Source organism: Candidatus Magnetaquicoccus inordinatus (assembly GCF_004217665.1).
Taxonomy (GTDB): Bacteria; Pseudomonadota; Magnetococcia; order Magnetococcales; family Magnetaquicoccaceae; genus Magnetaquicoccus; species Magnetaquicoccus inordinatus.
This window is the reverse complement of record NZ_RXIU01000014.1, coordinates 7752-31761: the sequence shown is the minus strand read 5'-3', so window position 1 is coordinate 31761 and position 24010 is coordinate 7752. Positions and strand designations below refer to the sequence as shown.

Sequence of the window (24010 nt, the reverse complement as noted above, 5' to 3'; positions counted from 1 at the left end):
CACATTTTCAGCAGGGCTTTGCCCTGCACCCACCAGGAGGAGATAATCTCCTCCTGGACCTCCATAACAATTTTCTGATTTTCAAATGCGATTGCCCTGACAATGGGGGCGAAGCTGTTGACGTTTGTTGGAAATTGTTGTTACTATTATCATCAATACCGGGCAGAAGCAGTAGTCATGGCAACTACAACACTACTGATACAGGCTGCCTCTTCGACAAGAGTTAACCAATGAAATGGTGGTCCACTCTCCATGAACCAGATTGCATTTTACCTTTCCCATTGGCAATCCTGGCACCCTGCTTGGCGGAGTCAGTCAGAGCAAGCTGTGCCCCTCTCGCTGCGACGGCGCATGACATCCCTTGGACGTGATAGCCTGGCATTGGCCTGGGATATGGTACAGAAAAACAGTAACACACCCTATTATCTCTTTGCCTCGCGTCACGGTGACTTTGAACGCACCTACAACATGCTGAATATGCTGGCTGCGGAAAATGAGCTTTCACCCGCAGATTTCAGTCTTTCAGTACACCACGCCCTGTGCGGTTTGCTCTCTATCGTCACCCATAACACCAACGGACATCTTGCTCTTGCAGCCGGTTGTGACACCTTTGGCTGTGCTCTGCTGGAAGCAGCCTTACTGCTGCAAGAACAACCGCAAAGAGAGATACTCCTGGTCTATTATGATAGCCCCCTGCCCCCTGCCTATGACTCGGTGGGTAGAACAGAGGAGCCTGTCATTGCTGCCGCCTTTCTTCTTTCTGCAACCCAAACGGACCGCCGTGCCATCGCTCTGCAATGGATGCCTCGCCAACAATGTACTGAGGCACATGCCACACACTCCCTTGCCGAGAGTTTTATCCATTTTTTGGAAAATAAAGAAGAAAACCTCTGGATCATTGGCGAACGCTTGTGCTGGAACTGGCGCTACCAAACATGAAACAACACATAAACCGACTATGGCGTTTTTTGGGAACCATGTTTGCCTTTGCCGCTCTTGGGCTGGGAGGGCCATTCATCGCCATCATCCTCTACCCTATCTTGATGATCGTACAGCGCAATACCCAACAACGCAATCAATTCTTCCAAACAGCGATCCATTACAGCTTTCGCCTTTATATTGCCATGCTGCAGGTGCTGCGCCTGCTCACTCTCAAGGTTGAGAACAAAGAGTATCTCCACACTTTGCGCGGAACAGTGATCGTCGCCACACATCCTACTCTGCTCGATATTGTGATATTGATCTCTTTGATTCCAAAGGTACAATGTATCGTCAAAGGCAGATTGTGGCGCAACCCTTTTCTGTACCCGATGGTTGCCGGAGCCGGTTATATTCGCAACGACTTGGCACCAGAGGAGGTTGTCACACAATGTGTCTCTCAACTACATCTTGGTAATAATTTGATTATTTTTCCACAAGGAACCCGCACCCCCCCCTCGCAACCGGTTGCCTTGAAACGAGGCTTCGCCACTATCGCAATACAATCCGGATCCCCAGTACAACTTATTGATGTTACTTGTGATCCCATTACCTTGACCAAAGAAACCTCTTGGTATAGCATTCCCCTGCGTCCTCCTGTATTTGAGATTAAAATCGGTGAATTTTTGCATACCGAATCTTATTCTCTACAACCAGTACGCTCCCTGGCCATTCGCGCCCTCACTGCAAAGGTGGCTTCATCATTTGACATTCCAGATACTCATGAATGAATTACTCAACGAAATCAAAGAACTAATTGTTATCTCTCTCAAGCTAGAGGATGTTTCGCCTGCGGACATTGGAGATGAGATGTTATTATTTGACTCTTCCGGTTGTGGCTTTGACTCAATCGATGCCCTGGAATTGGGCGTGGCACTGCGCAAAAAATATGGCATCACCATCAATGCAGAAACGTCAGAAATTCGTAATCATTTTGCAACAGTGAAAAATTTGGCCACTTTTATTCTCTCAATAAAGAGTGATTCGCCATGACCAAAGATGAAATTTTTGTTCAATTACAAGACTTTTTGCAGGAACTGTTTGAAATCCCCCGCGAACACATTACCCTGGAAAGCCGACTCTACGAAGATCTCGATCTGGACAGTATCGATGCGGTCGATCTGGTGGTCAAACTGCAAAAGCTGACCGGGCGACGTTTCAAACCGGAATCGTTCAAAAGTGTCAGCACCGTACAGGATGTGGTACAGGTCACCTGGGAACTCTTGCAAGAGTCGGGCAATGTGGCCTAATGCACATCTGAAACAATTTTGGACAGCTACCCTGTTTATTGCTGGCACTTTCTATCCCTTCGTTGTCTATTTCGGTCTGCAATACATCCCTGCCCAAACCTGGGCCGTACTGGCTTTGTGTATCACCATCGGTCGATTTCTTGGTATGCGGCGCCTAAAAAGTATGTTGCCTCTGCTTGCCGCCCTCCTGGCTAGCGCTGCCCTGCAAGCACTCTCACTTTTCTGGCAGGCTGATCTTGCCATGCTTCTCTATCCTACCCTGATGGGTTTATCCTTCACTCTTGCCTTTTTCTATACCCTCTTTTCACCTCCCTCCATGGTGGAGCGCTTTGCCACACTCCGCCAGCCTGTTCCTGCCGAAGCACAAAGTTACTTATATAAAGTCACCCTTGTCTGGGTCTGCTTTTTACTGCTCAATACCTTGGCCTCTGCTGGAACTGTCTATGATGCCTTGCATAGCGATTTACAGCTTTGGACCCTCTACAATGGATTGATCTCTTATCTCTTGATGGGTCTTCTGTTTGTCGGCGAATGGTTGCTGCGTCCCTATTGGAAAAGACATCATGACAGCACAGCTCTCCTCTAATCATCCCTGGCGCCCGCTCATTCTCCCCCATTCTGGCAAAATGGCGCGCCGCTGCATAGCCTACCGTGGTTCGTACAAGGTTCATGAAGATGAATTTTTTCATGACATACAACAACTCGCCCGTCGTATCCAAAAATCGGGCTGCCGGAGAGTCTGCCTTGTCGAAACAGAACCCTACTCTTTGCTGGTTGGTTTAATGGCGCTGCTGGCCTGCAGAGTAACGGCAATCCTGCCACCCCACTCCTCTCCCGCCTTGTTGCAGCAATTGGCAAATGAATATGATTTTCTCCTTAGTCACGATCCCAACTTGCCTGGCAGAGATCTGCCTGACTATGGCCCATCAGTTGATAAAAGAGATGAGTGCATCCCACAGCCAGTTCAAGGGCAAGTGCTCTTTTATACCTCCGGCTCTACAGGAGCTCCCAAACCTATCGAACGGCAATGGTCACAACTGGTCGAGGAGATCACTATCCTGCAGAACACTTGGCCCGAACGCAGCACAGCCAGGGATAGCTTTTCCATGGTTCCTCCCGGCCATCTCTATGGACTAACCTTTGCTGTCCTGTGGCCTTTTTTAAGCGGATCCCCTTTTCAGACCCACATCTTTCCCTACTGGGAAGATCTCCTGCAACATAATTTGGCAGATGCCGTGATCATCTCCAGCCCGGCACAATTGGCCTGTATGGAAGCCCTGCCAGCTTGGCAAGACTCCATAAAACCACGGCAACTCTTTGTCGCTGGCGCACCATTGCCAGAACATGCCATCAGCCATTGTCAGCATGTTTTGGGCATCTTGCCCAATGAAATCTATGGCAGCACCGAAACCGGAGCCATCGCCACCCGCAGTTGGCAAAACCAGAATACAATCCCATCCTGGCACCCTTTGCCTGGCTTATCTGTGCGCAGCGGACCAGAAGAGCAACTGCAACTGCTCTCCCCCTTTATTAGTCCACACTGGATCACCACGGATGATCAGGTCTCTTTTCACGCCGACGGCAGCTTCACCTTGTTGGGACGACGCGATCAGATCATCAAAATCAATGCCCAGCGCGTCAGCCTGCAGGAGGTGGAACAGGCACTGCAACAATTGCCGGATATTGTGCAGGCAAAACCTGTTGTACTGTCTGGAAAAAATGGCCTTATCCTTGGCGCCGTGGTCGTGCCATCCTCCAATGGCTGGGCCTCGCTGCATACAAATGGCACCTTTCGCTTTTCTCGTCAGCTTCGCCAACAGATGTTGGCCTACCTGCCAGCAGCCGCGCAGCCAAAACGCTGGCGTTTTGTGCGTACCATGCCCAATAATGCGCTGGGAAAAACAACTGCTCAGGCATTACAGGCTCTGTTTTTAAATGCACAGGATATAATCCATGAATGATCTGCCTCGATTGCCCGATCTTCTTGCTGTGAGTGGCGCAGACCACCAACGTCTGCTCACACTGCGCGTTCCAAAAAATCTTTTCTGGTTTCAAGGACATTTCCCGGAATTACCAATTCTTCCCGGGGTAGTGCAGATTGATTGGGTTATCACGATGGCCCGCACACAATTTACCATTCCTAACTTGTCATGCCAAAACTTGCAGGCAAAATTTCATGCCGCCATCCAGCCCGGAGCCATGTTGACACTCTCCATGAACTGGGATGAAGAGAAACAAACTCTTCACTTTTCATACATCAATGGCACACAACTCGCGTCAAGTGGACAAGTGCACGGCAAATCATGAGCCAACCTTCATCCTTTCGAGCACTGGCACTGATTCCAACCTTTAACCATAGTGCTGCCCTACCAAAAATCATAGAGCACCTTCTTTCCCTTGAGCTGCCGATCTGGATTATTGACGATGGCAGCCATGAACCAGCGCGAAAGGCTATAGAACAACTGGTTGCAGATTATCCTCAGGTGACTCTTTTTCGATTTCCGATCAACCAGGGCAAAGGAGCTGCACTCTGCCATGGCTTCCGCATGGCCCATCAGGCAGGATACAGCCACCTGTTGCAGGTGGATGCCGATGGACAACATGATCTGCACGCCATCGCCACCCTTCTGCACTCTGCGCAACAGCATCCCCATGCCCTTGTCTCTGGAAATCCGGTTTACGACGATTCTATCCCTCTGGGGCGTCGCCTTGGTCGCTGGATTACCCATCTGTGGGTATTTATAGAAACCCTCTCTCTGCGCATCAGCGACAGCATGTGTGGTTTGCGCGTCTATCCATTAGCCGCAGTGACCACTCTGCTTGCACAGGTGACTCCAGGCCAACGCATGGATTTTGATACTGAAATATTTGTCCGACTCTTCTGGCAAGGGGTTCCTCCCTTGATGGTTCCGGTTGCCGTACATTACCCTCCTGATAATCACTCCAATTTTCGCATGTGGCGGGATAATCTGGCCATCTCCCGCATGCACACCCGTCTTATGCTCACCTTGCTCCGCCGCTTACCCACCATTCTGGCACATCGACCACCTCCCCTGTCTCACAACACTGAACAATCTGTACCATGGCCGCAATTGCAAGAACGTGGCGCCCTGTTGGGAATGCGCATCGCCCTCACCCTCCTCAAACTGTTTGGCCGCACCGGCAGTTTGCTGCTGCTTTCTCCAATAGTCAGCTATTTTTTCCTGACAGGCAGCAGACAACGCCGCGCCTCTCAGGATTATTTAGGCAAAGTGGCCACATATTCCGGAAAAAAACACCCGCCAAGATTGTGGCAGAGCTTGGCCCATTATTTTGAATTCAGCAGACGGATGATCGATCTCTTTTTGGCCTGGGGAGGAAAAATATCTCCCCAATCCGTACAGGTGGATAATCCCGAGGCTCTGCAGAGACTGACCGAAAGCAGTACTGGAGGCATATTGGTTGTTTCACATCATGGCAATGTGGAACTAGCCAGTGCCTTTCTTCCCCCACAACTGCAGAATCGACTGACCCTGTTGATCCACACCAAACATGCAGTACGTTTTAACCAATTGCTTGCGCAACTCCACCCCGCCGCCAGAGCCAATAGCATTCAGGTGAGCGAACTCTCTGTCAGTATGGCCATCGCCTTACGCCAACGTATCGAAAAGGGAGAGTGGCTGGCGATTGCCGGAGATCGTACCCCACTTTTTGACAGCTCCCAGCATGTGACCTGGGCCCCCTTTCTGGGCGTGCCAGCCCCCTTTCCGCAAGGCCCCTGGTTGTTGGCCAGTCTGATGGAGTGTCCAGTCTACCTGCTCTTTTGTCGCCGAGAAAAAAGTGTTTGGCGTCTGCTTATTGAACCTTTTGCCGAACGCATTGTTTTGCCCCGTAAACTCCGCCAGAACAGCATCGATCAGCATGTGTATCGTTATGCAGCACGATTGGCTCAAGAGTGTCTCCTGGCACCCAAACAATGGGGAAATTTTTATGATTTTTGGCCAACCAATAAAGGAGTACCATGATTTCCGTTGCCATCCAACTGAAAGCACAATTCTATGATCTTGACCCGATGGGTATGGTGTGGCACGGCCATTATGCCCGATATTTGGAGGAGGCCCGCTGTGCCCTCCTGGATCATATCGGTTATAATTATCAGCAAATGGCAGAATCAGGCTATCTGTGGCCTATCGTCGAAATGCAGTTAAAATATGTTCGCCCATTGCAATTCCAACAAGAGATGCGCATCACCGCCACCCTGGTGGAATATGAAAACCGCGCCCGCATCGATTACCTGATAGTGGACCCACACACCGAACAGGTGATCACTCGTGCCCGTACCACCCAAGTAGCCGTAGATGCCAACAGCAAAGAGATGCAATTGGTCTCCCCCGCCATTTTTCTGCAAAAAGTGCAACAGGTCCTCACATGATGCGTCTCTGTTTTCTCATTCTTCTGACCTTTAACCTTATCTTTCCTGACTGCTCTCTGGCCGCACCGATGATCAAAGAGGGGGAGAGCCTTAGGTGCCGTTTCACCATGAACCGTCATCTGCAAGGGTTTAACAAACCACTCCATTCCGAGGGATCATTGCTGTTGATACCTGGAAAAGGTCTGCTATGGAAAACAGAACAGCCTTTTTCCTCCATTGTTGCCATCAGCAGCAGCGGCATAAACCACTATGCAAACAACGATAAAATCCTGAGCATCGCTTCCCAACAGATCCCCTTTCTGCATACATTGCGGCAGCTTTTTGAACAAGCACTGACTGGCAACGAGGAGGGGTTAAGCCAATTTTTTCACATCCATCAAGAAAATCAACGCATCGAACTACGCAAACGTCCCGATATCGGCATCTCCTGGCCGCTGCAAAAAATTATTGTGCAGAGAGAGGGACAAAATTGGGTTGAATCGGTGGAGATTGTCAAAGAAAACGGCGACCGCGATATAATTCATTTTTTGGAGCAAAGGCTGACTCAAAACGCTCCTACAGCGGAGGAAATCGCTCTGCTAGCAGGAGCAGATCCATGATTGCTTCCCGCTGGCATGTGCAGGCAGCCTGGTTATGGCTGGCGCTCATGCTTTTGGTTTGGGGCTATGGCACCTGGCGTATGGTCAGTGGACTGCCCCTTGATTCAGATCTTCTCTATCTTCTTCCCAGCGAAGAACAAGATCCGCAGCTTCAAAAAGGGAGAGCACTGCTGATAAACGAACTGGGTTCTCGTTTTACTGTGATGGTTGGGCACCCGGAGGAAGAGCAGGCACTGCAGGCAGCCAAAAAGCTACAAAGCCGTTTGCAAGAGAATGGTATGTTAAAACCTACTGCCGATAACTGGTCTAGTAAAGCAATTGAGTTGGCAAAAACATTTTTTCCTTACCGACAAGGGTTGCTGGGAGAACAAGAGCGGCAAATGTTATTGCAACACCAGGAGAATAAATTGATTCAACGGGCTGTCGGACAACTCTATAACCCTTCGGCCATCCTGGATTCGCAGCTCTTGCTTAAAGATCCTTTCACTCTCTTCAGCAGTTTTCTTCTGCAACTGCCCAATCCTGCCCCCAAACTGATGCCCAGAAACGGCTGGCTGCATACCTATGCTGAACAAAAACACTGGTTTATGATTAATGCGCAATTGAGCGATTCGCCTTTCTCCATCCAGTTTCAAAATCAGTTCATGCAGGTTTGGGAAACCATTAACAAAGAGCCAGTTACCCTGTTGCGTTTATCCGCAATATTCTACGCTCAAGCTGCTGCCAGCCGTGCCATGAACGAATCTTCGACCATCGGCACCCTGGGTTTGCTGCTGACTATCTTACTGATCATTTTTATTTTTCGTGCCGTGCGACCATTGGGGTTGACCATCTTGGCTATCCTCAATGGCCTTATGTGCGGTTTGGTAGTCTCTCTGTTGCTTTTTGAACGCATTCATACTGCTGCGCTCTTGTTTGGCAGTACCCTGATCGGAGTAGCCGTTGATTATTGCCTGATCTATTTTTGCCAAGCCTTTTCGCCACAATCCTCCCCCGCATGGCGACTCAAAAGTGTTATCCATGGTATATTTTATGGCATGCTGACCACTTTTATGGGCTATTTTTGTCTGGCCATGGCTCCCTTTCCTGGTTTGCAACAGGGTGCAGCTATTTCGGTTGCCGGTCTGCTAACCTCCTGGTTGACTGTGGTGCTGTGGTTTCCGCACCTGGACACCCTCTCCTGCCGTACACCATCCCCCATACTGCTACATATGCAAGCGCTGCTCATGTGGCTGTGGCAACCGGCTCATGCGCGTCAACGTACACTGTTTGCCTGCACTCTTGTGCTGCTGTCGTTAGGGGGCGCTTTGCATTTTGAAATAAATGACAACATTCGTCGCTACCAGCAGCTCTCCCCTCACCTGCAAGAGGAACAAAAACAGATACAGAAACTGACCGGAATGGCAGATATTAACCAATTTTTTTGGTTACAGAACAATGATCAGGAGCAGTTGCTGCGTGTGCAAGAACAACTGGGAGATAGACTGCAAGAACTGCGCACTCGCGGCATAATCCAGGATTGGTTGTCGCTTGCCCGTTTCACCCCCTCGACACATCGACAGCAGGAAAATAAACAGCTCATCACTGCCCTGTATGGCACAGGATTACCGATCATAGAGGAGATCACCGGCCTCTCCCTTAGCACACAATCTGGCAGGGAGGATTTTCTTACCCCTGAAAACAGCGGTATTTTGGCTTGGCCGCTTTTTACTGATGCCAAAAAGCAGGCTCTGTTTCCCATTAGTGTTCAGGATAGCACACAAATGACTCAAGTTGCCGAAGGAATAACCGGCGCCCATTATGTTGACCCGGCTGCCGACCTTTCCACCCTGCTCGAACGCTACCGCTATCGCGCATTGCTGTTGTTGGCTCTCTCTGTGCTGTTCACCTACTTACTATTGGTATGGCGCTATGGCTGGAAAAATGGCATTACCACTCTTCTGCCTGCTCTCTGTGCAACCCTGCTGACCCCTTTCCTGCTGGCTCTTCTGCAGGTCCCTTTTGGTTTTTTTACTGCCATTGCCCTGGTCCTGCTCTTTGCCATTGGTGTCGATTATGCCATATTTTGCGCTGAAGAGTCCTCCCCTGACCTGCCCATGTTGACTGGTATCTGGTTGACAGCTTTGACATCTCTCTTTTCCTTTGGTCTGCTGGCTTTCAGTCAAACTCCGGCTGTGCGCGAGTTCGGTCTGACTGTGATGATCGGTATCTCCCTCTCCATGCTTCTTGCCCCTTGGGCCATGAGAAACAAAAATAATCATGCCTAATATTATTATGATACTGTTCATGCTCCTTGTCCCGATCATTGCCCACAACAGCGGAGATGCCGTACCCATTGGCCAGGGAATCTCTCTTCAATTGCCACCCCCAGAGGCATTTGTCCAGGAGATTGAGTCTGCCCAACGAATTGTTTTGAGCTGGCAGGGAAAAAAATATGCTCTGGAGGGACAATTAAAAATTTCACCTCAGCAACTGCTTTTGGTTCTTCTAGATCCTCTTGGTCGTCGGATGTTGACAATCCATTGGGATGGAAAAACCATTCAGGAGGAACGGGCTGATTGGCTGCCACCCGAAGTACGCAGCAACACCATTCTTGCCCAGATCATGTTGGTTCATGCCCCCCTACCCACGCTTGTCCAAAACTTGCGTGGCGGCACTTTGACGGAGAACAACAAATTGCGTATTCTCTCCACGGCCGATCATGAGTTGATCACGGTTCAGTATCAAAAAGATCCCTGGAGTGGAACTATTCATCTACACCATCATGCTCTGAATTATGAAATTGCCTTGGAAATTGCCAACTGATCATTTCCCCGTTTTTTTGCATGCTCTCGGCATCATGAGCACTCTGGGGCGCAATAAAAGTGAAACCGTTCACAGATTGTTGCATTCCAACATCCAATGGGCTGAACTGCATTCTCAGCAAACCACACATGGGGCTATCCTATCCCCCCTTCCCACATTTCCAGAATCCTGGCAGCAGTGGAACAGCCGCAATAACCAAGTGCTCTGGCAGTTGCTGCAGCAGATACAACCAGAGGTAGAGCATGCCATCAGCCGTTACGGAGCCAATCGCATCGGCGTGGTACTGGGCAGCAGCACTTCCGGCATGAAAGAGGCTGAAGAGGCTATTATCCATTTTCGACAACAAGGCATCTGGCCAGATCGTTTTGCCTATCCGCAACAGGAACCGGGATCACCAGCACTCTTTCTGTCCCAGGCACTCGATCTGCACGCTCCCGCCTATGTCGTAACCACCGCATGCTCTTCCAGCGCCAAGGTGTTTGCCTCTGCCAGACGCCTACTCAAATCCCGTGTATGCGATGCGGTTTTGGTTGGTGGCGTCGATACCCTGTGCCGGTTTACTGCAGCCGGTTTCCAGTCCCTGGAATCAGTCACCCCCTCTCCACCTTGCAACCCTTTTAGTCGCAATCGACAGGGAATCCATATCGGTGAAGGAGGAGCACTCTTTCTACTCAGTCGAGAACCTGCTCCGATTGCCTTGTTGGGGATAGGTGAAAGTTCTGATGCCTATCATGTCAGCGCCCCCGATCCCAGTGGACAAGGGGCCGCTCTCGCAGTAAAGCAAGCACTGCAAGAAGCCAACCTCACTGCCTCCGCAATCGATTATGTCAATTTGCACGGAACAGCCACCAAACTCAACGATGCCATGGAAAGTACACTCTTTCATCGTCTGTACGGCACAGTCCCATGCAGTTCCACTAAGGCGTTGACCGGACATACCCTGGGAGCTGCCGGTGCAGTTGAAACAGCCCTGCTCTGGTTGACTCTGCATCCGCAGTGGAATCCACAGGCACTTCTGCCTGCACATCTTTGGGATGGCGAGGCAGACCCTGCTCTGCCTGTGCTGCCTTGGGTAATAGCAGGTGATTCCCTCTCCGGCAGGTCAGTCAAAACCATGGTCAGCCACTCCTTTGCCTTTGGTGGTTCCAATTGCGCTCTACTACTGGGAGGCTTGCCATGAACCTAACCCTGCCAATCAACGCCGCAGAGCTCTTACCGCACGCACCACCCATGGTCTTGCTCGATCAAATACTTTATGTTGATGCACAACGTTTGATCGGACAAACCCTGATGCAACCAACATTTCCCTTTTATTCTGAGCAGGGAGTGGCCAGCCATATTGGCGTAGAAATCATGGCCCAAACTTGTGGTGCTTTTGTGGGTTGGCATGACAAACATAAGGGCAGCACTATCCGGGCCGGTTTATTGCTTTCGGTACGCAATTTTGTTGCGCACTGTGCTTATCTCCCGGCGGCGGGCCTGATCGAATCAACCGTGGAATCCATTCTGTTTGGAGAGGAGTTGGGGGTCTTCTTTTGTACTCTTTCCTGTGCTGGGCAACTGCTGGCTCAAGCACAACTGAGTTTAATGCGTCCCCATTCCAATGAGGCGTTTATGGCACTATTGGCAGACAAACATGAATAAACAGATCCTGGTCACCGGAGCCAGCAAAGGCATCGGCCAAGCAATTGCCATACGCTTGGCACGAGAGGGATATACTCTTGTTATTCACTATCATCAGGATGAAGCTGGTGGCTTGGCTACGTTGGATGCCGTCCAACAATCAGGTGCTGCAGGCCGACTTTTGCGTTTCAATCAGCAAGAACGCAAAGAATGCAAAGAGGTTTTGGAAAATGATTGCGCAACCCATGGTCCATACTGGGGAGTGGTCCTCAACGGGGGAATCATCCGTGACAACGCCTTTCCCGCCATGCTGGATGAAGAGTGGGATGGGGTGATCCAAACCAATCTGGGCGGGGCATATAATGTCTTACGACCTATCATGATGGATATGATTGCGGCACGCCGGGGTGGACGTATTGTCGCCATCTCATCGGTATCCGGAATCATTGGCACACGTGGGCAAACCAATTACAGTGCGGCCAAAGCAGGCATTATCGGCATGATGAAAGCACTGGCTCTGGAAGTGGCCAAACGGGGTATAACAGTGAACTGCGTTGCCCCAGGCATCATTGCCACCGCCATGACCAACCATCTCTCTTTGCAAAATGTCCTGAATATGATTCCTATGCAACGAGTCGGAACTGCTGAAGAGGTTGCTGCTGCCGTTGCTTTTTTATGTTCCGAGGAAGCCGGATACATTACCAGACAAGTGCTTTCCGTCAATGGGGGCCTGATATGAATCGTAGAGTAGCAGTAGTAGGGATGGCCGGATTGACACCTCTCGGACACGATTGGCCCACAATTCGTGCGCACATGGATGCAGGCAATAACGGTATCCGTACCATGCACGATTGGGATCGTTACACCAGTATCAATACTCGACTCGCAGCTCCTTTGGCAGAAAACTGGGGCGATAAATTTGACCGCAAAAAGTGCCGCACCATGGGACCCGTAGCCCGCATGGCCGTCCGGGCAACGGAAAAGGCACTTAAACAGGCCAACCTGCTTGAAGACCCTATATTGAACAGTGGACGCTGTGGCATTGCCTTTGGATCCTCTTTTGGCAGTCCCGGCCCTGTCACCGCTTTTGCCGAACTGATGACAACTGGCAGTTCGCGCACGCTGAATGCGACCAGCTATATTCAGATGATGAGCCACACGGCTGCGGTCAACATCGGCATTTTTTTTGGAATCAATGGGAGAATTATCACCACTTCCAGTGCTTGCACCTCGGGCAGTCAGGCAATCGGCTATGCTGCAGAAGCGATTCGTTTTGGCAAGGCTGAGGTGATGGTTGCCGGTGGTGCCGATGAATTAGATGTTACTGAAGCAGCCGTTTTTGATACACTTTATGCAACTTCGGTCCGCAACGACCAACCGCACCACAACCCACGACCGTTTGATCGTGATCGGGATGGTTTGGTCATTGGCGAAGGTGCCGCCGCCTTGATCCTCGAAGAGTGGAATCGCGCTGAAACACGTGGGGCGACCATTTTTGCTGAAATCGTCGGCTTTGCCACCAACGCCGACGGCAACCATATTACCCAACCACAGTTGCGTACTGTTGAAGAGGTGATGCGTCTGGCGCTTCAGGATGCACAACTGCAACCGGAGGTCATTGATTGCATCAATGGACACGGTACCGCTACTGAATTTGGTGACATTGTTGAATCACAAGCCACCTCCCATATCTTTGCCGACAGAGTGCCCTTTCATGCTCTGAAAGGCTATTTTGGCCACACTTTGGGTGCCTGCGGGGCCATTGAAGCATGGCTTGGCATCGAAATGATGCGTGAAGGATGGTTCTGTCCCAACCTGAATCTGGATCACGTGGATAGCCGCTGCGCAGGTCTGGATTATATCATCGGTCAAGCACGAAATTTTTCCGTCAACCATCTGATGTCAAACAACTTTGCCTTCGGTGGCATCAACACATCTTTAATTATTAAAAACCCTTCCAGCAGCTAGTCAGTACACTGACTGTACACCTGCAGACAAACAGATGAAGAGACGATGATTATATGGGAAGAGAGGCGTCGCGTGTATTACTCATCGTGACCGCCCAAAACAGTTCTTGCCACCGACCCTGTTGACAAAACCAATGCTTATGCTGCCACACAAAAGTAACTTGATGATTTCTGGCAGCCAGCAACTCCCTTGGAACAGGCGCCAGGGCCAGGGATAACCCCTCTCCTTGACACTTGGCAAAAGACTCGCGCAGAGTCCAAAAAGCGAGAAAGGCAGGCTCTCCCTCCTTGGCAATCCATTGCTGCTCTGCTGCCGACAAAAAATGTTCTGACCCTGTCAATGAGGAATAGTTTTTTCTAGGCAGTTCCAGATCAAAACCAATTGTGCCTTGCAGAGATACTGCACAACCAACCCATGCCCCACGGTGTGAGAAAGAGAGATGTGGCACTGGCAGCCCCCCTTCTCTGTTGAGAAAGGGTTCACCGGAACTGCGCCGTTCAATCAGCCACTCTTCTGCGGGATAACCCCATTTATGGTGCAATAGCCAACGCGCCAAGGCACGCACTGCCATGGATTGCGGTTGTGGCAGACAAAGATCGGAAGGTGTTTGCCAGGATGTCAAACGATGACGGGTTTCTGGATCATGCCATTGGGCAATTGCCAGGTCAAAACAGGGGGCTGCATAGAGATAAATACCCTGACTATATCTCTGAAAACGGTGATTATCATTCACGTGTTGACACGGTTTCGTTGGAGGTGGCAAACACCCAGGCAGCACCGATCCCAACAGAAACATTTTGTTTTTGAGCCAACAAAGGACTATCTTCCATGACAGCACCATGCAAATCGTCATAGCGGACAAATGCTCCCAGCCACCAGGATCCCACCTTTTTACTGGCAGTCATTGTCAAACGATTGCCACTGAATCCACCATCAGCATGATATTCCGCACGCCCAACCCTTGCCTGTGCAGCTTCTACATCATAGTAATAGCTATGATACTCTTGCGTGGCAAACAGTGGTCCAACCATACCACTCAGACGCAGCCCCTCGTTTGTACGATAATCCCCTTTAAGATGGGGATACAAAAGCCAACCATGACTGGCGACATCTGGAACAGTTATGGCATGACGCAAAGCAACTACCGCTTGCCAAACCATTTCCCCCTCTGCAACCCCCCCCTTCTGCAGATCCACTTGCAGTGAAGGTCCGATTTCCAACAGGGGATCCCGGTCTGGCATCCCCTGACGTAACGGATCATCGGAAGAACGGGTCTGCGGAGTCAGATCAAAACTCAGATCAGCGTGAAACCGTTCCCGATCCAACAGAATACCACGCACCGAACGACCATCGGCTTTGATGGTTTCACCCCGATAGATCAAGTAAGGAAAGGGGAGAAGATAACTGCTCTGTTGCGCACTGCCCCGATAGTGGGGTAACGAAAAATAGGCACTGCCCAGACCAACTTCCCATAAGGGTTTTGCTGTGTCGGTTGCTTCTGCTGCAACCAAGATTGGCCAGCAAAAAAGCATACTCAACAATACCACAACCTTGTTAACAATAGAAAATCTAAGCACTCTTGTTTCCTGCCTTTTCAGCAAAAAGAAAATTGACCAAAGGGATAGTCGGCACTTTTTATTGGCATTGATAGAGTTTAACAAGGCATCCACCCTGAGCAATAATTGGAAAGAGGAGTATCCATTTTGCCGTTTATTCAGTACAAAAACGCAAGCATGGGCAGGCGCATAGAAAACAAACTAATTGATGCTTTCAGCAGCGTCTGCCGACGCAAAAACCATGTTGGAGTGTGCACGAGTGCTGCGGCAACTCAGACTGTCAATACAGAGATACCACTCATACCGCAACAAAACCGCCAACCCCATCAATCTCTTGTCCGAGCAGCTTGAAAAACCACAAACTGCTCGGAGCTAGTAAAATCCCGGAGTGCGGTGTGCACCCCGGACAGTCATATATCACTTCATAGAGGGTGTGATTTCTCGAACCAGTCGAAAACCAATACGAGCATCGCGATGATCAACAGGCTGCCTGTTTCTGATGGTACAACGCACATAAAATGCTTTGCCATCCCAAGAACCACCACGTAATACGCGCTCCGTCTCTTTGACTGGCTTATCGACCACAGGATTATTCTGAGAAGCACTGGAATAGGGAGAAAAATAGTCCTGGACCCATTCCCACACATTGCCGTTCATATCATAAACTCCCAAATCATTAGGAGTTTTGCCTCCTACAGGATGCAGTGTCGGATTACCAAAAGATTTATACCAAGCAACTTGGTCAACATTGCCCCCACCATATGCCTCATTTTTGCCTCCACTGCGGCATGCATATTCCCACTCAGCCTCGGTAGGCAATCTGAATTTACCCTCTCCCATCTTATTAAGAACAGATAGGAATTCCTGGACGTGATTCCAGGAAACCGATTCTGCTGGACAATCTCCTCCGCAATTATTGAAGTAGAACGGCTGCGACCCCATGACTTTTTTCCATTGCGCCTGGGTTATCTCAAATTTTCCGATTGCAAACGAATCCACACAAACTTTATGAATGGGTCGTTCATGTCTCTCACCATCCGGAGCGCCCATTTCATAACATCCCGCTGGCACCTTGACAAACTCTAGCTTCGGAATATCGGCAATCGATCGGGGCAACTGATGCGTTTTCTCCATAGCAACAAAATTGGGATCTGTGGTTGTTAAGGTTTTGCATGAACTGAATAAATTCATCACAACACACGCGATGATCAGTTGATAGATCTTGGCAGGTTTAGGCATTTGTCGTAACCTCCTATATATTCTAATAAAATACCAATTATGAGCAATACAATAACAGCAATGGTAAAATTGACAGCTCCGCCCTATCCGATATAACAACCCCTGTACAGACAGCATTCAAATCCGATTCGGATCGGTCAATATTTTTGTAATTCTAGATGAATAGCGTTTCTTAAGGCATCCACCCAGGTGTTGTAAAAAGGATGAATAACCATCTGACCATTTTTATCCACCGCCTTCATATTTATACTATTGTAATATTTTATCGAATACTGGGTCGGCGAAAAGGGGATTTGCACGACAACTGTGTGCTTGTTTCTCACAACTAATGTAGATATTATTGTGTTATCCCCCTGCAAGACCGAACTCCAACCTGCTCGCGCAGCTCCCGCCAAAATAGCACTTTTAATTTGTTCAATACTTGGCAGTGTACCACTTGCTGTTGCAACAAATAAACCATCATAGTTGACAACCGGCACCGGGGTGCGGGCATAAGCCGGCGAGACAACAAATGTCAAAACACAAAACAGTCCCATCAGCCAATGTTTGCGCATAATTGGTCTCCTTAGTTGGACAACATTTCCTCGCATAAAGCATGCAAATAATAGTCTCATCATAGAACAAATGGAAAGGTTTGTCTTCCGATTACTGATTGTAATACAATCAGTGGGGTATGCAACAAGTATAAAAATGCAGGGCAAGCGCATTTGAAAACCAGAAAATTATTATGGAGGTCCAGGAGGAGATTATCTCCTCCTGGTGGGTGCTGGGCAAAGCCCTGCTGAAAATGTGCGGCGTTTCACAAAAGCGAATGCGTAGCATTCGCGCACGCCGCACAGATTTGTGCCCCGCAGGGGTACTCTTTGGGAGGGCGGACGCCCGACATGCACAGTTTCGCTTGTGGCAACAGTGAAGAAATTGGCAAATGCGATTGCCCTGATAAAAATGCGAGACAACGCAGTGACTCATGATTTGGCAAACACTTTTGGAGCATTTATCCTCGGCAACAACTCTGCGCAACATGCGGATTGCATGAAGCGAGAATAAATATTCTCCATCGATTTCTGTGAAAGAGAGGATGTGTTGCGATAAGAACAAAGATAAAGATAGAATATATTTGAAAAAAGTTATATCACCTCTCCCACCACCAGACAACTTGGCATCATTGTACAGGCAAAGGTGGGGGCAGAGCATAGCTGAGAATGCTCTCCAACAAGGTGCGTTTTTTGATCGGTTTGACCAGATAGGCATCGCATCCTGCCTGACGACAGCGCTGCTCATCCTCAAGCAAAGCATGCGCAGTTAGAGCTACTATCGGCAAATGCGGCAAACCCTGCTCCTTTTCCCACTGCCGCCAATTGCGCGTAGCTTGATAGCCATCCATAACCGGCATCTGTATATCCATCAATACCAATTCCCAAGGCTGACTGCGCATCATCTGCAACGCCTCGGCCCCATTTTCGGCAATGCCCAGCTCCCAGGGCAAGGCACGCAAATAGGCTTGCACCAACAATCGATTCTCCTCGGTATCCTCCACCAACAGAATACGCAGATGCGGCGTCACTCCGGCATCTGCCACAGCAGGATGCGGTGTGGGCGGAGGAAGCATGGGATCGGGCGTGTTGAGCGCCACTACCGGTCCCTGGGTGCGCGGCAACAACAAAACAAAGGAAAACAGCGTCCCCACCCCTAAACGACTCTCCACCGCTATCTCACCCTGCATGCAGTGCACCAGGCGTTTGACAATCGCCAAACCCAATCCGGTCCCCCCAAAACGCCGGGTAATAGAGGTATCCGCCTGGGAAAAACTTTCAAAAATCAAAGCCAAACTGCCAGGATCAATACCAATGCCACTATCCTCCACCTGGAACAACACCCGATCCTCTGCCACAAGCGCATCCTCTGCCAGCACCGGCAAAGCCCGAAATGTCACTCCTCCCTGCTGGGTAAATTTTATGGCATTGCTCAACAAATTCAGAAATATCTGCCGCAACCGCACCGGATCTCCCATGCGAAACCCACGCAGTTGCGGAGCGATATTATATTGCAAGCGCAACGATTTTTCCTTGGCCTTTTGTGCGACAATGGCACAGGCAATCTCCATCTCATGCACCAGATTGACCGGCAAACGTTCCAGCTCCAAATGACCTGACTCAATACGCGACAGATCCAAAATATCATTGATCACACCCAGCAGATTTTCCCCAGCGGAACGAAATGTCTGCACATACCGACGCTGCTCCTCCTGCAAACCACTCTCCCAGAGCAGATCGGCCATGCCCAAAATGGCATTCATCGGCGTGCGAATCTCATGGCTCATGTTGGCCAAAAATTCACTCTTCGCCCGGTTGGCCGCCTCCGCAGATTCCATGGCCTGGTGCAACTCCTCGGTACGCTGGCGCAACGCCTCCTGTGCCTTCTGGCGAATATGATCGCGGATCGTGTTTCCCAACAGCAAAGCCACATGATTAAAAAAAATCGGCAAACTGGCCTGCAACGAAGAGCCCCGCAGTTGCAGGTTGTCGATTTTGATCACCCCAATCAACTCCTGGCCCAGCAAGAGCGGAAAGGCCCAATTCCACAAATCAGTGATTGAGCTCTCTTTCAACACACTGTTTGCGGAATCAAAACTGGGCTGTTCCAAAAATCTGCGTTGCGCGACCACCGCCGCCGCCAAAGGATCGGCAATCTCGTTGACAATCTGATCCTCTCCGGTAAAAGAGCTGCAGTGCAGCTCCTCTTCCAGCCAATAATAGAGCGTCATTTCGGTACCACCGATGGTATCCACCACCGAAGTGAGGATCGAGTGCACCAGCTTATCCAGGCTCGGATGCGGCTCCAACTGTTCAATCAGACGGATCACCAACTGCAAATGGGATTTTTCTTCCGCCAAATGTTGCAGCCGTTTGCGCATCGATTCCAATTCTGCCAACAAGAGTTGCATATTATCTTGATCCGTCTTGCGCCCAGTTGATCAACGTCTCGGCCAATAGTTGTTCCAGATGTTCCAAGGAGACATCCAAACGCAGCAAAGGCAGTCCCACATAATCTGCTGCTGCTTGCGCAGCAGGCAGAAAATCATCTGAACAGGGAGTATAAACCGCCACCAGGCGCCGATGACAACTCTGGAAAATCTCTTGCACCACCTCCTGTTTTGGACCAAAAATTTGCAGAAAAATTTCACGCCAACGCGCTGCCCACTCCTCCAATAAAAAATAACTCCCCTGTTCCAACTCGCTCATGAACAGATCCTGTCCCAACAGCATGGAAATACAATTTTGACTGGCTGTGCGAATCGCCTGATAATCTGCCAGCATTCCCTCCATGCGTGGATGACAGGAACCATATACCACCAGACAACGATCTCCAGCCAACTCCTGTTCCACCAACTTGCGTTGCAAGCGACCGGAAAGCTGCGCCAAATGGTTGTGCAGCGTTGAATCCAGATAATGAGGCTTGACCGGCCAACCATTTTTTGCAATCAAAAAATTGATCTCACGCGCCAGGATGCCGCAACTGATCATGGGCACGGCATGAGTACAGCTCTTTTCTGCCGACGCAGGAGCCACTATTTCCGGCAGAGCTTTCATCGATAGCTCCCAAAGGTAAAGGCTGCCTCCATGTAGGCTTGGATATTGGCTTCCGGCACCGCCATCGGCATCACTGCGGTGCCCAGCAGAAAATGTTCTCCCGGCATCCCAATATGACAAAGTCGCTCTACCTCGGCGCGAGTCTGTTCCGGCGTCCAGGAGATCATGCTGATGTCGTCAATCACCCCACAGGTCAAGCCATTGCCCGCAACAAGCGCTTTTGTGACCGCCAGATCATCCTTGGGACTGGGATAGAAGACCCGCAGACCGAGATGCTGCATCACCTCGCCAATCACCGGATTGATGGGAGCGGTACCGCAATAATAAATCAGATCCTCCACCCCTAAACCAGTCAGATCCCGCTGCATCCAGGGCAGAGAAAAGGCGCGAAAACGGCGCATACCCACAAAAGAGGAGGAGCCAAATGGCGAAGAATAAAGCAACAGATCGGCACCAGCCTCCCGGTAGGCCGCAACCTGTTTGCGAAAAAATTCTGAACATTTGCCAAGCAGTTGCGCACGCAAATGATCGGGTCCGCTCAACGCCAGCTCCAACCATTTATCCATACCCATCAACAGAGCAGGAAGAGTGGTCGAGGCGGTCAGATAGGCACAAATCGGAAAGCGACCTTTGGATTCCTGGCGCAACACCTGCAAACAGCGCGCACTCTCCTGCCACACCGGGTGACGGGTAATATCCTCCGGTATGGTAAAAGATTCAATATCCTTGGCGGTGCGCAAAAAATAGTCGGCCACGTTGGGCGTGCCATCCTCGGCAAAGAGAATCTCCTGGCAACCCAGCAATTCTGCTTCGCGCCCGACATAAAACAGACTCCACAGATTGTCATAGCCATACCGGGTACGCAGCGCCAATTGCCCACAGGCAACATGTTCGCCACGTGCATAATATTCGGCCTGACTCATCCCCAGCTCTGGTGCACCTTGATCCAGCAGGTTGCAAAAGATCGGAATGCGCGGTGCAGGGTTTCCCTGCAGCGCCGCCCGGACTATTTCCATGGAGGTCATCATGGCGAAAGCTCCCGAATTTGCCGCAAAATTACCTTGCCGGCACTGACCCCATCGGCGGCCCAATCGTCGGCACCCACCGCCTGGTAGAGCTGCTCATCAAAACGAAAAGGGGCACCTCCCACTACCACCCGAAAACGATTTTCCAGTTGTTGTTCGCGCAACAGACGACGCACCTTGCGACATCCCTGCTCGCCATTGGCGGTATGCACCATCATCGAAGAGATGGCAATCACCTGGGCATCAAAAGCCACAGCCTCTTCCACAAACCTCTCGGCGGGGACATTCACCCCCAAATCCCGCACCTCCACCATCAACGTTTTCAAACATCCCATCACAATGCGCTTGCCCAGCGAATGCAGATCACCACGTGCCGTACCGATTACAACACGCCCCAGCGTTTTTGGCGGTTGTTTGAATTGTTCCAACATTTTTTCGGTCACTTCGGCGGCAATCTGCGCAGTCATAAAATGTTGCGCCAGATTGGCATCCAGATCTCGGCTCAATTGCGCCATCATCTCTTCCACCGCCGGAATCACCAACTCAAAAACAATCTCTTCCGGGGTGTGTCCCGCGGCCAACGCTTGCGCAATTACCTGCAGAGCGGCATCGCGATCGGTATCAAAAACGGCATTATTATAAGCGGTGATATAGGTTTCAAGCATGGCACAGACCGAGTGCAAAGGGATCATTGAGAAGCAGCATAAGGTTGCAGCCGCAGATGGGTAATAAACAGCTCCTCATAACGCGGCTGGGTCGCCAAGTTGAAAGGACTAAGACGCAACTGAACAGGAGCCAATATCTCCCCATACTCTTCCGCCAGAAGCAATTTTTCACATCCGGAAAGGGCGCTACCGGCTTGCTGGTGGATAGAGGCATCTGCCACTGGAGGGAGCAAACCAAGCTCTTTGGCCGCAGCAAGGGGAATACGACTTCCCAAACTACCGCTTAACCATATATTTTGCAGATCTTGCCAGTGCAATCGCGCTTTTTCCAACAACATGGCAATGGCCGCCGCACAGGCAGCTTTGGCCCGTTGCAACTCGTCTACGGCACGCAAGGTAATCCTGCCAGTGAGCATCTGCGCCTGCAACTGATAGCCATCGCCAGCAACAGAGGGCGCAAAGCGCCCAGAGACCTTCAAGATTCCTTGTCGGCGCAACAGAGCAACCGCTTCCAATAAAGCAGCGGGTGAAAAAGCTTGTACGCAATTGGCGTTGTCGGCTTGTTGCAACAAAGGATCGTGAAGCAGAGTCACCTCTTCGTGCAAACCGGGCCAGGCGGCGGGATCCGGAGAGAGCAAAGAGAAGGCCGATCCACCGGGCACCGAAGTCACATGCAGGACCGCACCATCCCATAAGGCCAATTCCAGATTGGTGCCCAGATCCAAAAAGAGTGTAGCAGCGGGAGCCTCCAACAGATTGAACGCCAGAATGCCAGCCAACAGATCCGAACCGATAAAACCGGCAATGGGATCAACCAGGATAATATGGGCATTGGGCAATCCCCACTCCTGTTGCCAGGCAGATCTGTCGATCGGTTGGCAGGCGATGGGCTGTTGCCAATTGTCCGGGCTGAGCAGTTCGGCAGCACCCTGACCTGAGAGCAAACTGAGCATGGCCGTATTGCCAACGATCATCAGACGACCAATATGCGGCAAATGGCTGGCACCTCCACCCACTTCACGGGTCAACATATCCTGCACGGCATCCAGCAAAGTTTGACGCAGTTGGGTAGCCATCTCCTTGCTGCGTTCCGGGGAGTGCAACGCATAATCCAGACGATTGAGCGGATCACTGCCATGGATTTCTTGCGGATTGACTCCCCAGCGACTGGCAAGACGCCGACCGGCGGCACAATCCCAGAGGGTGATACGCAGATGAGTGGTTCCCAAATCGATGGCAACCCCAAGGGGAGTTTTACGCATGCTCGGCAGACGACCACGCAACCATTGCAGTTCGCTCACAGGCAAGCTGCGCCAGGGAACAGCAGGAGCTGGATTGCTCAATTCCAGAGCGAGGGAGTGATCCGGGCGCAATTGACAGGCCAAGCGCCATCCCTCCTGTCGGAGTTGGGGCGAGAGCCTTTCCCGTTCACTACGGGTACAGGGAGGCGCCTCTGCAGTAAGCAGGCGGACGCGACAAGCTCCGCAACGACCGCTCCCCCCACAGGCCGCACGCACGCGCAAGGTGGTGGTATCCAGCAATTCCCGGATCGAAAAGCCAGGAATGATTGGCAGATGCAGCGTTTTTTCGCCAGCATGCAGTGTCAGCATGAGTGCATTCATAACGGTATTCAACTCAGCCACAGAATACAGAAACAAAACTATCGTCCAGTTTTTTGCACTCCAGGATGCAGCTCATTTTTCCAACCAGAGCCACACTTTACAGAGCATCGACTCGCCACCCTCCGCAATACCGATGCAGAAAAACAGAGTATAGATCAGCAATGCGAGCAGTCTACCTGTTGCAACAGCAAAATGCTATAGATGATTTGCCCGTTTTCCCAATTTTTCCATTTTACTGCTCTGTTATTGTTTTTGACCCACACACAGTTCTGGCATCTGCCGACGCGATAGCGCCGCCAATACATAAGCGCTCTCGCCACGCACTTTTTTGGCTTGCAGGAAGGGTAGAGAGTGCGCCCTTTTTTATACCGACTGGGCAGCACTTTGCAGCGGCAGGGTAAAGGTAACGGTTGTTTTACCTTTAACCTTACAATTGAGTTGAATAGTACCTCCCTGAGTGCGAATAGCTAACCAAGCGGAATAGGTACCCAAGCCCGTTCCGCTGTTTTTTCCATAGGTCACATATTTTTCAAAAAAACGTTCGCGGATAGCCAGAGGAACCTCACCATCATTGGTAATTGCCACAATCAGGGCAGAACTGTCGCGATTAAAATCAATAGCAACCACGCCATGCTCCTGGGAGGCTTCGATAGCGTTCAACAACAGGTTGTATAAAATC

General features: G+C 50.5%; 27 protein-coding genes. 17 read left to right on the top strand and 10 right to left on the bottom strand.

Annotated features, from left to right (window positions below; translation table 11 throughout):
- From EJP87_RS18300 to EJP87_RS02580, 17 genes are all read left to right on the top strand, one after another.
- Positions 1 to 227, top strand: a 227-nt coding sequence (locus EJP87_RS18300) for a hypothetical protein (protein WP_227657416.1), incomplete at its 5' end; no start/stop codon positions are given.
- Positions 228 to 252: 25 nt separating this feature from the next.
- Positions 253 to 939 carry a beta-ketoacyl synthase chain length factor gene (locus EJP87_RS02655; protein ID WP_130470317.1) on the top strand — a complete coding sequence of 229 codons (687 nt, stop codon included), beginning with the start codon at positions 253 to 255 and terminating at the stop codon, positions 937 to 939.
- On the top strand, positions 936 to 1709 hold the full coding sequence (locus EJP87_RS02650) for a lysophospholipid acyltransferase family protein (RefSeq protein ID WP_130470316.1): 774 nt from the start codon (positions 936 to 938) through the stop codon (positions 1707 to 1709). The genes EJP87_RS02655 and EJP87_RS02650 overlap by 4 nt, the downstream gene beginning before the upstream one ends.
- Entirely contained in the window at positions 1702 to 1971 is a 270-nt protein-coding gene (locus EJP87_RS02645) for a phosphopantetheine-binding protein (protein WP_130470315.1), read from the top strand. Before EJP87_RS02650 ends, EJP87_RS02645 begins: the two co-directional genes overlap by 8 nt.
- Positions 1968 to 2228: an acyl carrier protein gene (locus EJP87_RS02640; RefSeq protein ID WP_130470314.1), complete on the top strand. Its 261-nt coding sequence runs from the start codon at positions 1968 to 1970 to the stop codon at positions 2226 to 2228. Before EJP87_RS02645 ends, EJP87_RS02640 begins: the two co-directional genes overlap by 4 nt.
- Positions 2218 to 2814 (top strand): COG4648 family protein, encoded by a 597-nt coding sequence (locus EJP87_RS02635; protein ID WP_130470313.1) that lies wholly within the window; start codon positions 2218 to 2220, stop codon positions 2812 to 2814. The genes EJP87_RS02640 and EJP87_RS02635 overlap by 11 nt, the downstream gene beginning before the upstream one ends.
- Positions 2792 to 4189, top strand: coding sequence for an AMP-binding protein (locus tag EJP87_RS02630; protein ID WP_130470312.1), 1398 nt, complete (start codon positions 2792 to 2794; stop codon positions 4187 to 4189). The genes EJP87_RS02635 and EJP87_RS02630 overlap by 23 nt, the downstream gene beginning before the upstream one ends.
- Complete coding sequence (locus tag EJP87_RS02625) at positions 4182 to 4535, top strand: ApeI family dehydratase (RefSeq protein WP_130470311.1); 354 nt, start codon at positions 4182 to 4184, stop codon at positions 4533 to 4535. The genes EJP87_RS02630 and EJP87_RS02625 overlap by 8 nt, the downstream gene beginning before the upstream one ends.
- The gene (locus EJP87_RS02620; protein ID WP_130470310.1) at positions 4532 to 6232 is read left to right on the top strand and encodes a glycosyltransferase family 2 protein; all 1701 of its coding nucleotides are present in this window, start codon (positions 4532 to 4534) and stop codon (positions 6230 to 6232) included. Before EJP87_RS02625 ends, EJP87_RS02620 begins: the two co-directional genes overlap by 4 nt.
- Positions 6229 to 6639, top strand: a complete 411-nt coding sequence (locus tag EJP87_RS02615) for an acyl-CoA thioesterase (protein ID WP_130470309.1) — start codon at positions 6229 to 6231, stop codon at positions 6637 to 6639. The genes EJP87_RS02620 and EJP87_RS02615 overlap by 4 nt, the downstream gene beginning before the upstream one ends.
- Positions 6636 to 7238, top strand: a complete 603-nt coding sequence (locus EJP87_RS02610) for a LolA family protein (RefSeq protein WP_130470308.1) — start codon at positions 6636 to 6638, stop codon at positions 7236 to 7238. The genes EJP87_RS02615 and EJP87_RS02610 overlap by 4 nt, the downstream gene beginning before the upstream one ends.
- Complete coding sequence (locus EJP87_RS02605) at positions 7235 to 9505, top strand: MMPL family transporter (RefSeq protein WP_130470307.1); 2271 nt, start codon at positions 7235 to 7237, stop codon at positions 9503 to 9505. Before EJP87_RS02610 ends, EJP87_RS02605 begins: the two co-directional genes overlap by 4 nt.
- Positions 9498 to 10043 carry a DUF3261 domain-containing protein gene (locus EJP87_RS02600; protein WP_130470306.1) on the top strand — a complete coding sequence of 182 codons (546 nt, stop codon included), beginning with the start codon at positions 9498 to 9500 and terminating at the stop codon, positions 10041 to 10043. Before EJP87_RS02605 ends, EJP87_RS02600 begins: the two co-directional genes overlap by 8 nt.
- Positions 10015 to 11223, top strand: coding sequence for a beta-ketoacyl-[acyl-carrier-protein] synthase family protein (locus tag EJP87_RS02595; RefSeq protein WP_130470305.1), 1209 nt, complete (start codon positions 10015 to 10017; stop codon positions 11221 to 11223). The genes EJP87_RS02600 and EJP87_RS02595 overlap by 29 nt, the downstream gene beginning before the upstream one ends.
- Positions 11220 to 11687: a hotdog family protein gene (locus EJP87_RS02590; RefSeq protein ID WP_130470304.1), complete on the top strand. Its 468-nt coding sequence runs from the start codon at positions 11220 to 11222 to the stop codon at positions 11685 to 11687. Before EJP87_RS02595 ends, EJP87_RS02590 begins: the two co-directional genes overlap by 4 nt.
- Positions 11680 to 12405, top strand: coding sequence for a 3-oxoacyl-ACP reductase FabG (fabG, locus tag EJP87_RS02585; RefSeq protein WP_130470303.1), 726 nt, complete (start codon positions 11680 to 11682; stop codon positions 12403 to 12405). Before EJP87_RS02590 ends, fabG begins: the two co-directional genes overlap by 8 nt.
- Positions 12402 to 13634, top strand: coding sequence for a beta-ketoacyl-ACP synthase (locus EJP87_RS02580; protein ID WP_130470302.1), 1233 nt, complete (start codon positions 12402 to 12404; stop codon positions 13632 to 13634). Before fabG ends, EJP87_RS02580 begins: the two co-directional genes overlap by 4 nt.
- A gap of 49 nt (positions 13635 to 13683) precedes the next feature.
- Here EJP87_RS02580 and EJP87_RS02575 read toward each other — a convergent pair whose 3' ends face one another.
- From EJP87_RS02575 to EJP87_RS02530, 10 genes are all read right to left on the bottom strand, one after another.
- Positions 13684 to 14367, bottom strand: a complete 684-nt coding sequence (locus EJP87_RS02575) for a 4'-phosphopantetheinyl transferase family protein (RefSeq protein WP_193771080.1) — start codon at positions 14365 to 14367, stop codon at positions 13684 to 13686.
- Positions 14360 to 15211, bottom strand: coding sequence for a MipA/OmpV family protein (locus EJP87_RS02570; protein ID WP_130470300.1), 852 nt, complete (start codon positions 15209 to 15211; stop codon positions 14360 to 14362). Before EJP87_RS02570 ends, EJP87_RS02575 begins: the two co-directional genes overlap by 8 nt.
- Before the next feature lie 396 nt (positions 15212 to 15607).
- On the bottom strand, positions 15608 to 16429 hold the full coding sequence (locus EJP87_RS02565; protein ID WP_193771079.1) for a formylglycine-generating enzyme family protein: 822 nt from the start codon (positions 16427 to 16429) through the stop codon (positions 15608 to 15610).
- Positions 16430 to 16566: 137 nt separating this feature from the next.
- A complete protein-coding gene (locus EJP87_RS02560; protein WP_130470298.1) occupies positions 16567 to 16983 on the bottom strand; it encodes a hypothetical protein in 417 nt (138 codons plus the stop codon).
- 608 nt (positions 16984 to 17591) lie between these two features.
- Positions 17592 to 19373 carry an ATP-binding protein gene (locus EJP87_RS02555; protein ID WP_130470297.1) on the bottom strand — a complete coding sequence of 594 codons (1782 nt, stop codon included), beginning with the start codon at positions 19371 to 19373 and terminating at the stop codon, positions 17592 to 17594.
- Position 19374: 1 nt separating this feature from the next.
- Positions 19375 to 20019, bottom strand: a complete 645-nt coding sequence (locus EJP87_RS02550; protein WP_130470296.1) for a DUF1638 domain-containing protein — start codon at positions 20017 to 20019, stop codon at positions 19375 to 19377.
- Positions 20016 to 21047, bottom strand: coding sequence for a uroporphyrinogen decarboxylase family protein (locus EJP87_RS02545; RefSeq protein ID WP_227657415.1), 1032 nt, complete (start codon positions 21045 to 21047; stop codon positions 20016 to 20018). Before EJP87_RS02545 ends, EJP87_RS02550 begins: the two co-directional genes overlap by 4 nt.
- Positions 21044 to 21736, bottom strand: coding sequence for a cobalamin B12-binding domain-containing protein (locus EJP87_RS02540; protein ID WP_227657414.1), 693 nt, complete (start codon positions 21734 to 21736; stop codon positions 21044 to 21046). The genes EJP87_RS02545 and EJP87_RS02540 overlap by 4 nt, the downstream gene beginning before the upstream one ends.
- Positions 21733 to 23331 carry an ASKHA domain-containing protein gene (locus tag EJP87_RS02535; RefSeq protein WP_130470295.1) on the bottom strand — a complete coding sequence of 533 codons (1599 nt, stop codon included), beginning with the start codon at positions 23329 to 23331 and terminating at the stop codon, positions 21733 to 21735. The genes EJP87_RS02540 and EJP87_RS02535 overlap by 4 nt, the downstream gene beginning before the upstream one ends.
- Before the next feature lie 363 nt (positions 23332 to 23694).
- A partial coding sequence (locus EJP87_RS02530) for an ATP-binding protein (RefSeq protein WP_130470318.1) occupies positions 23695 to 24010 on the bottom strand: 316 nt, incomplete at its 5' end.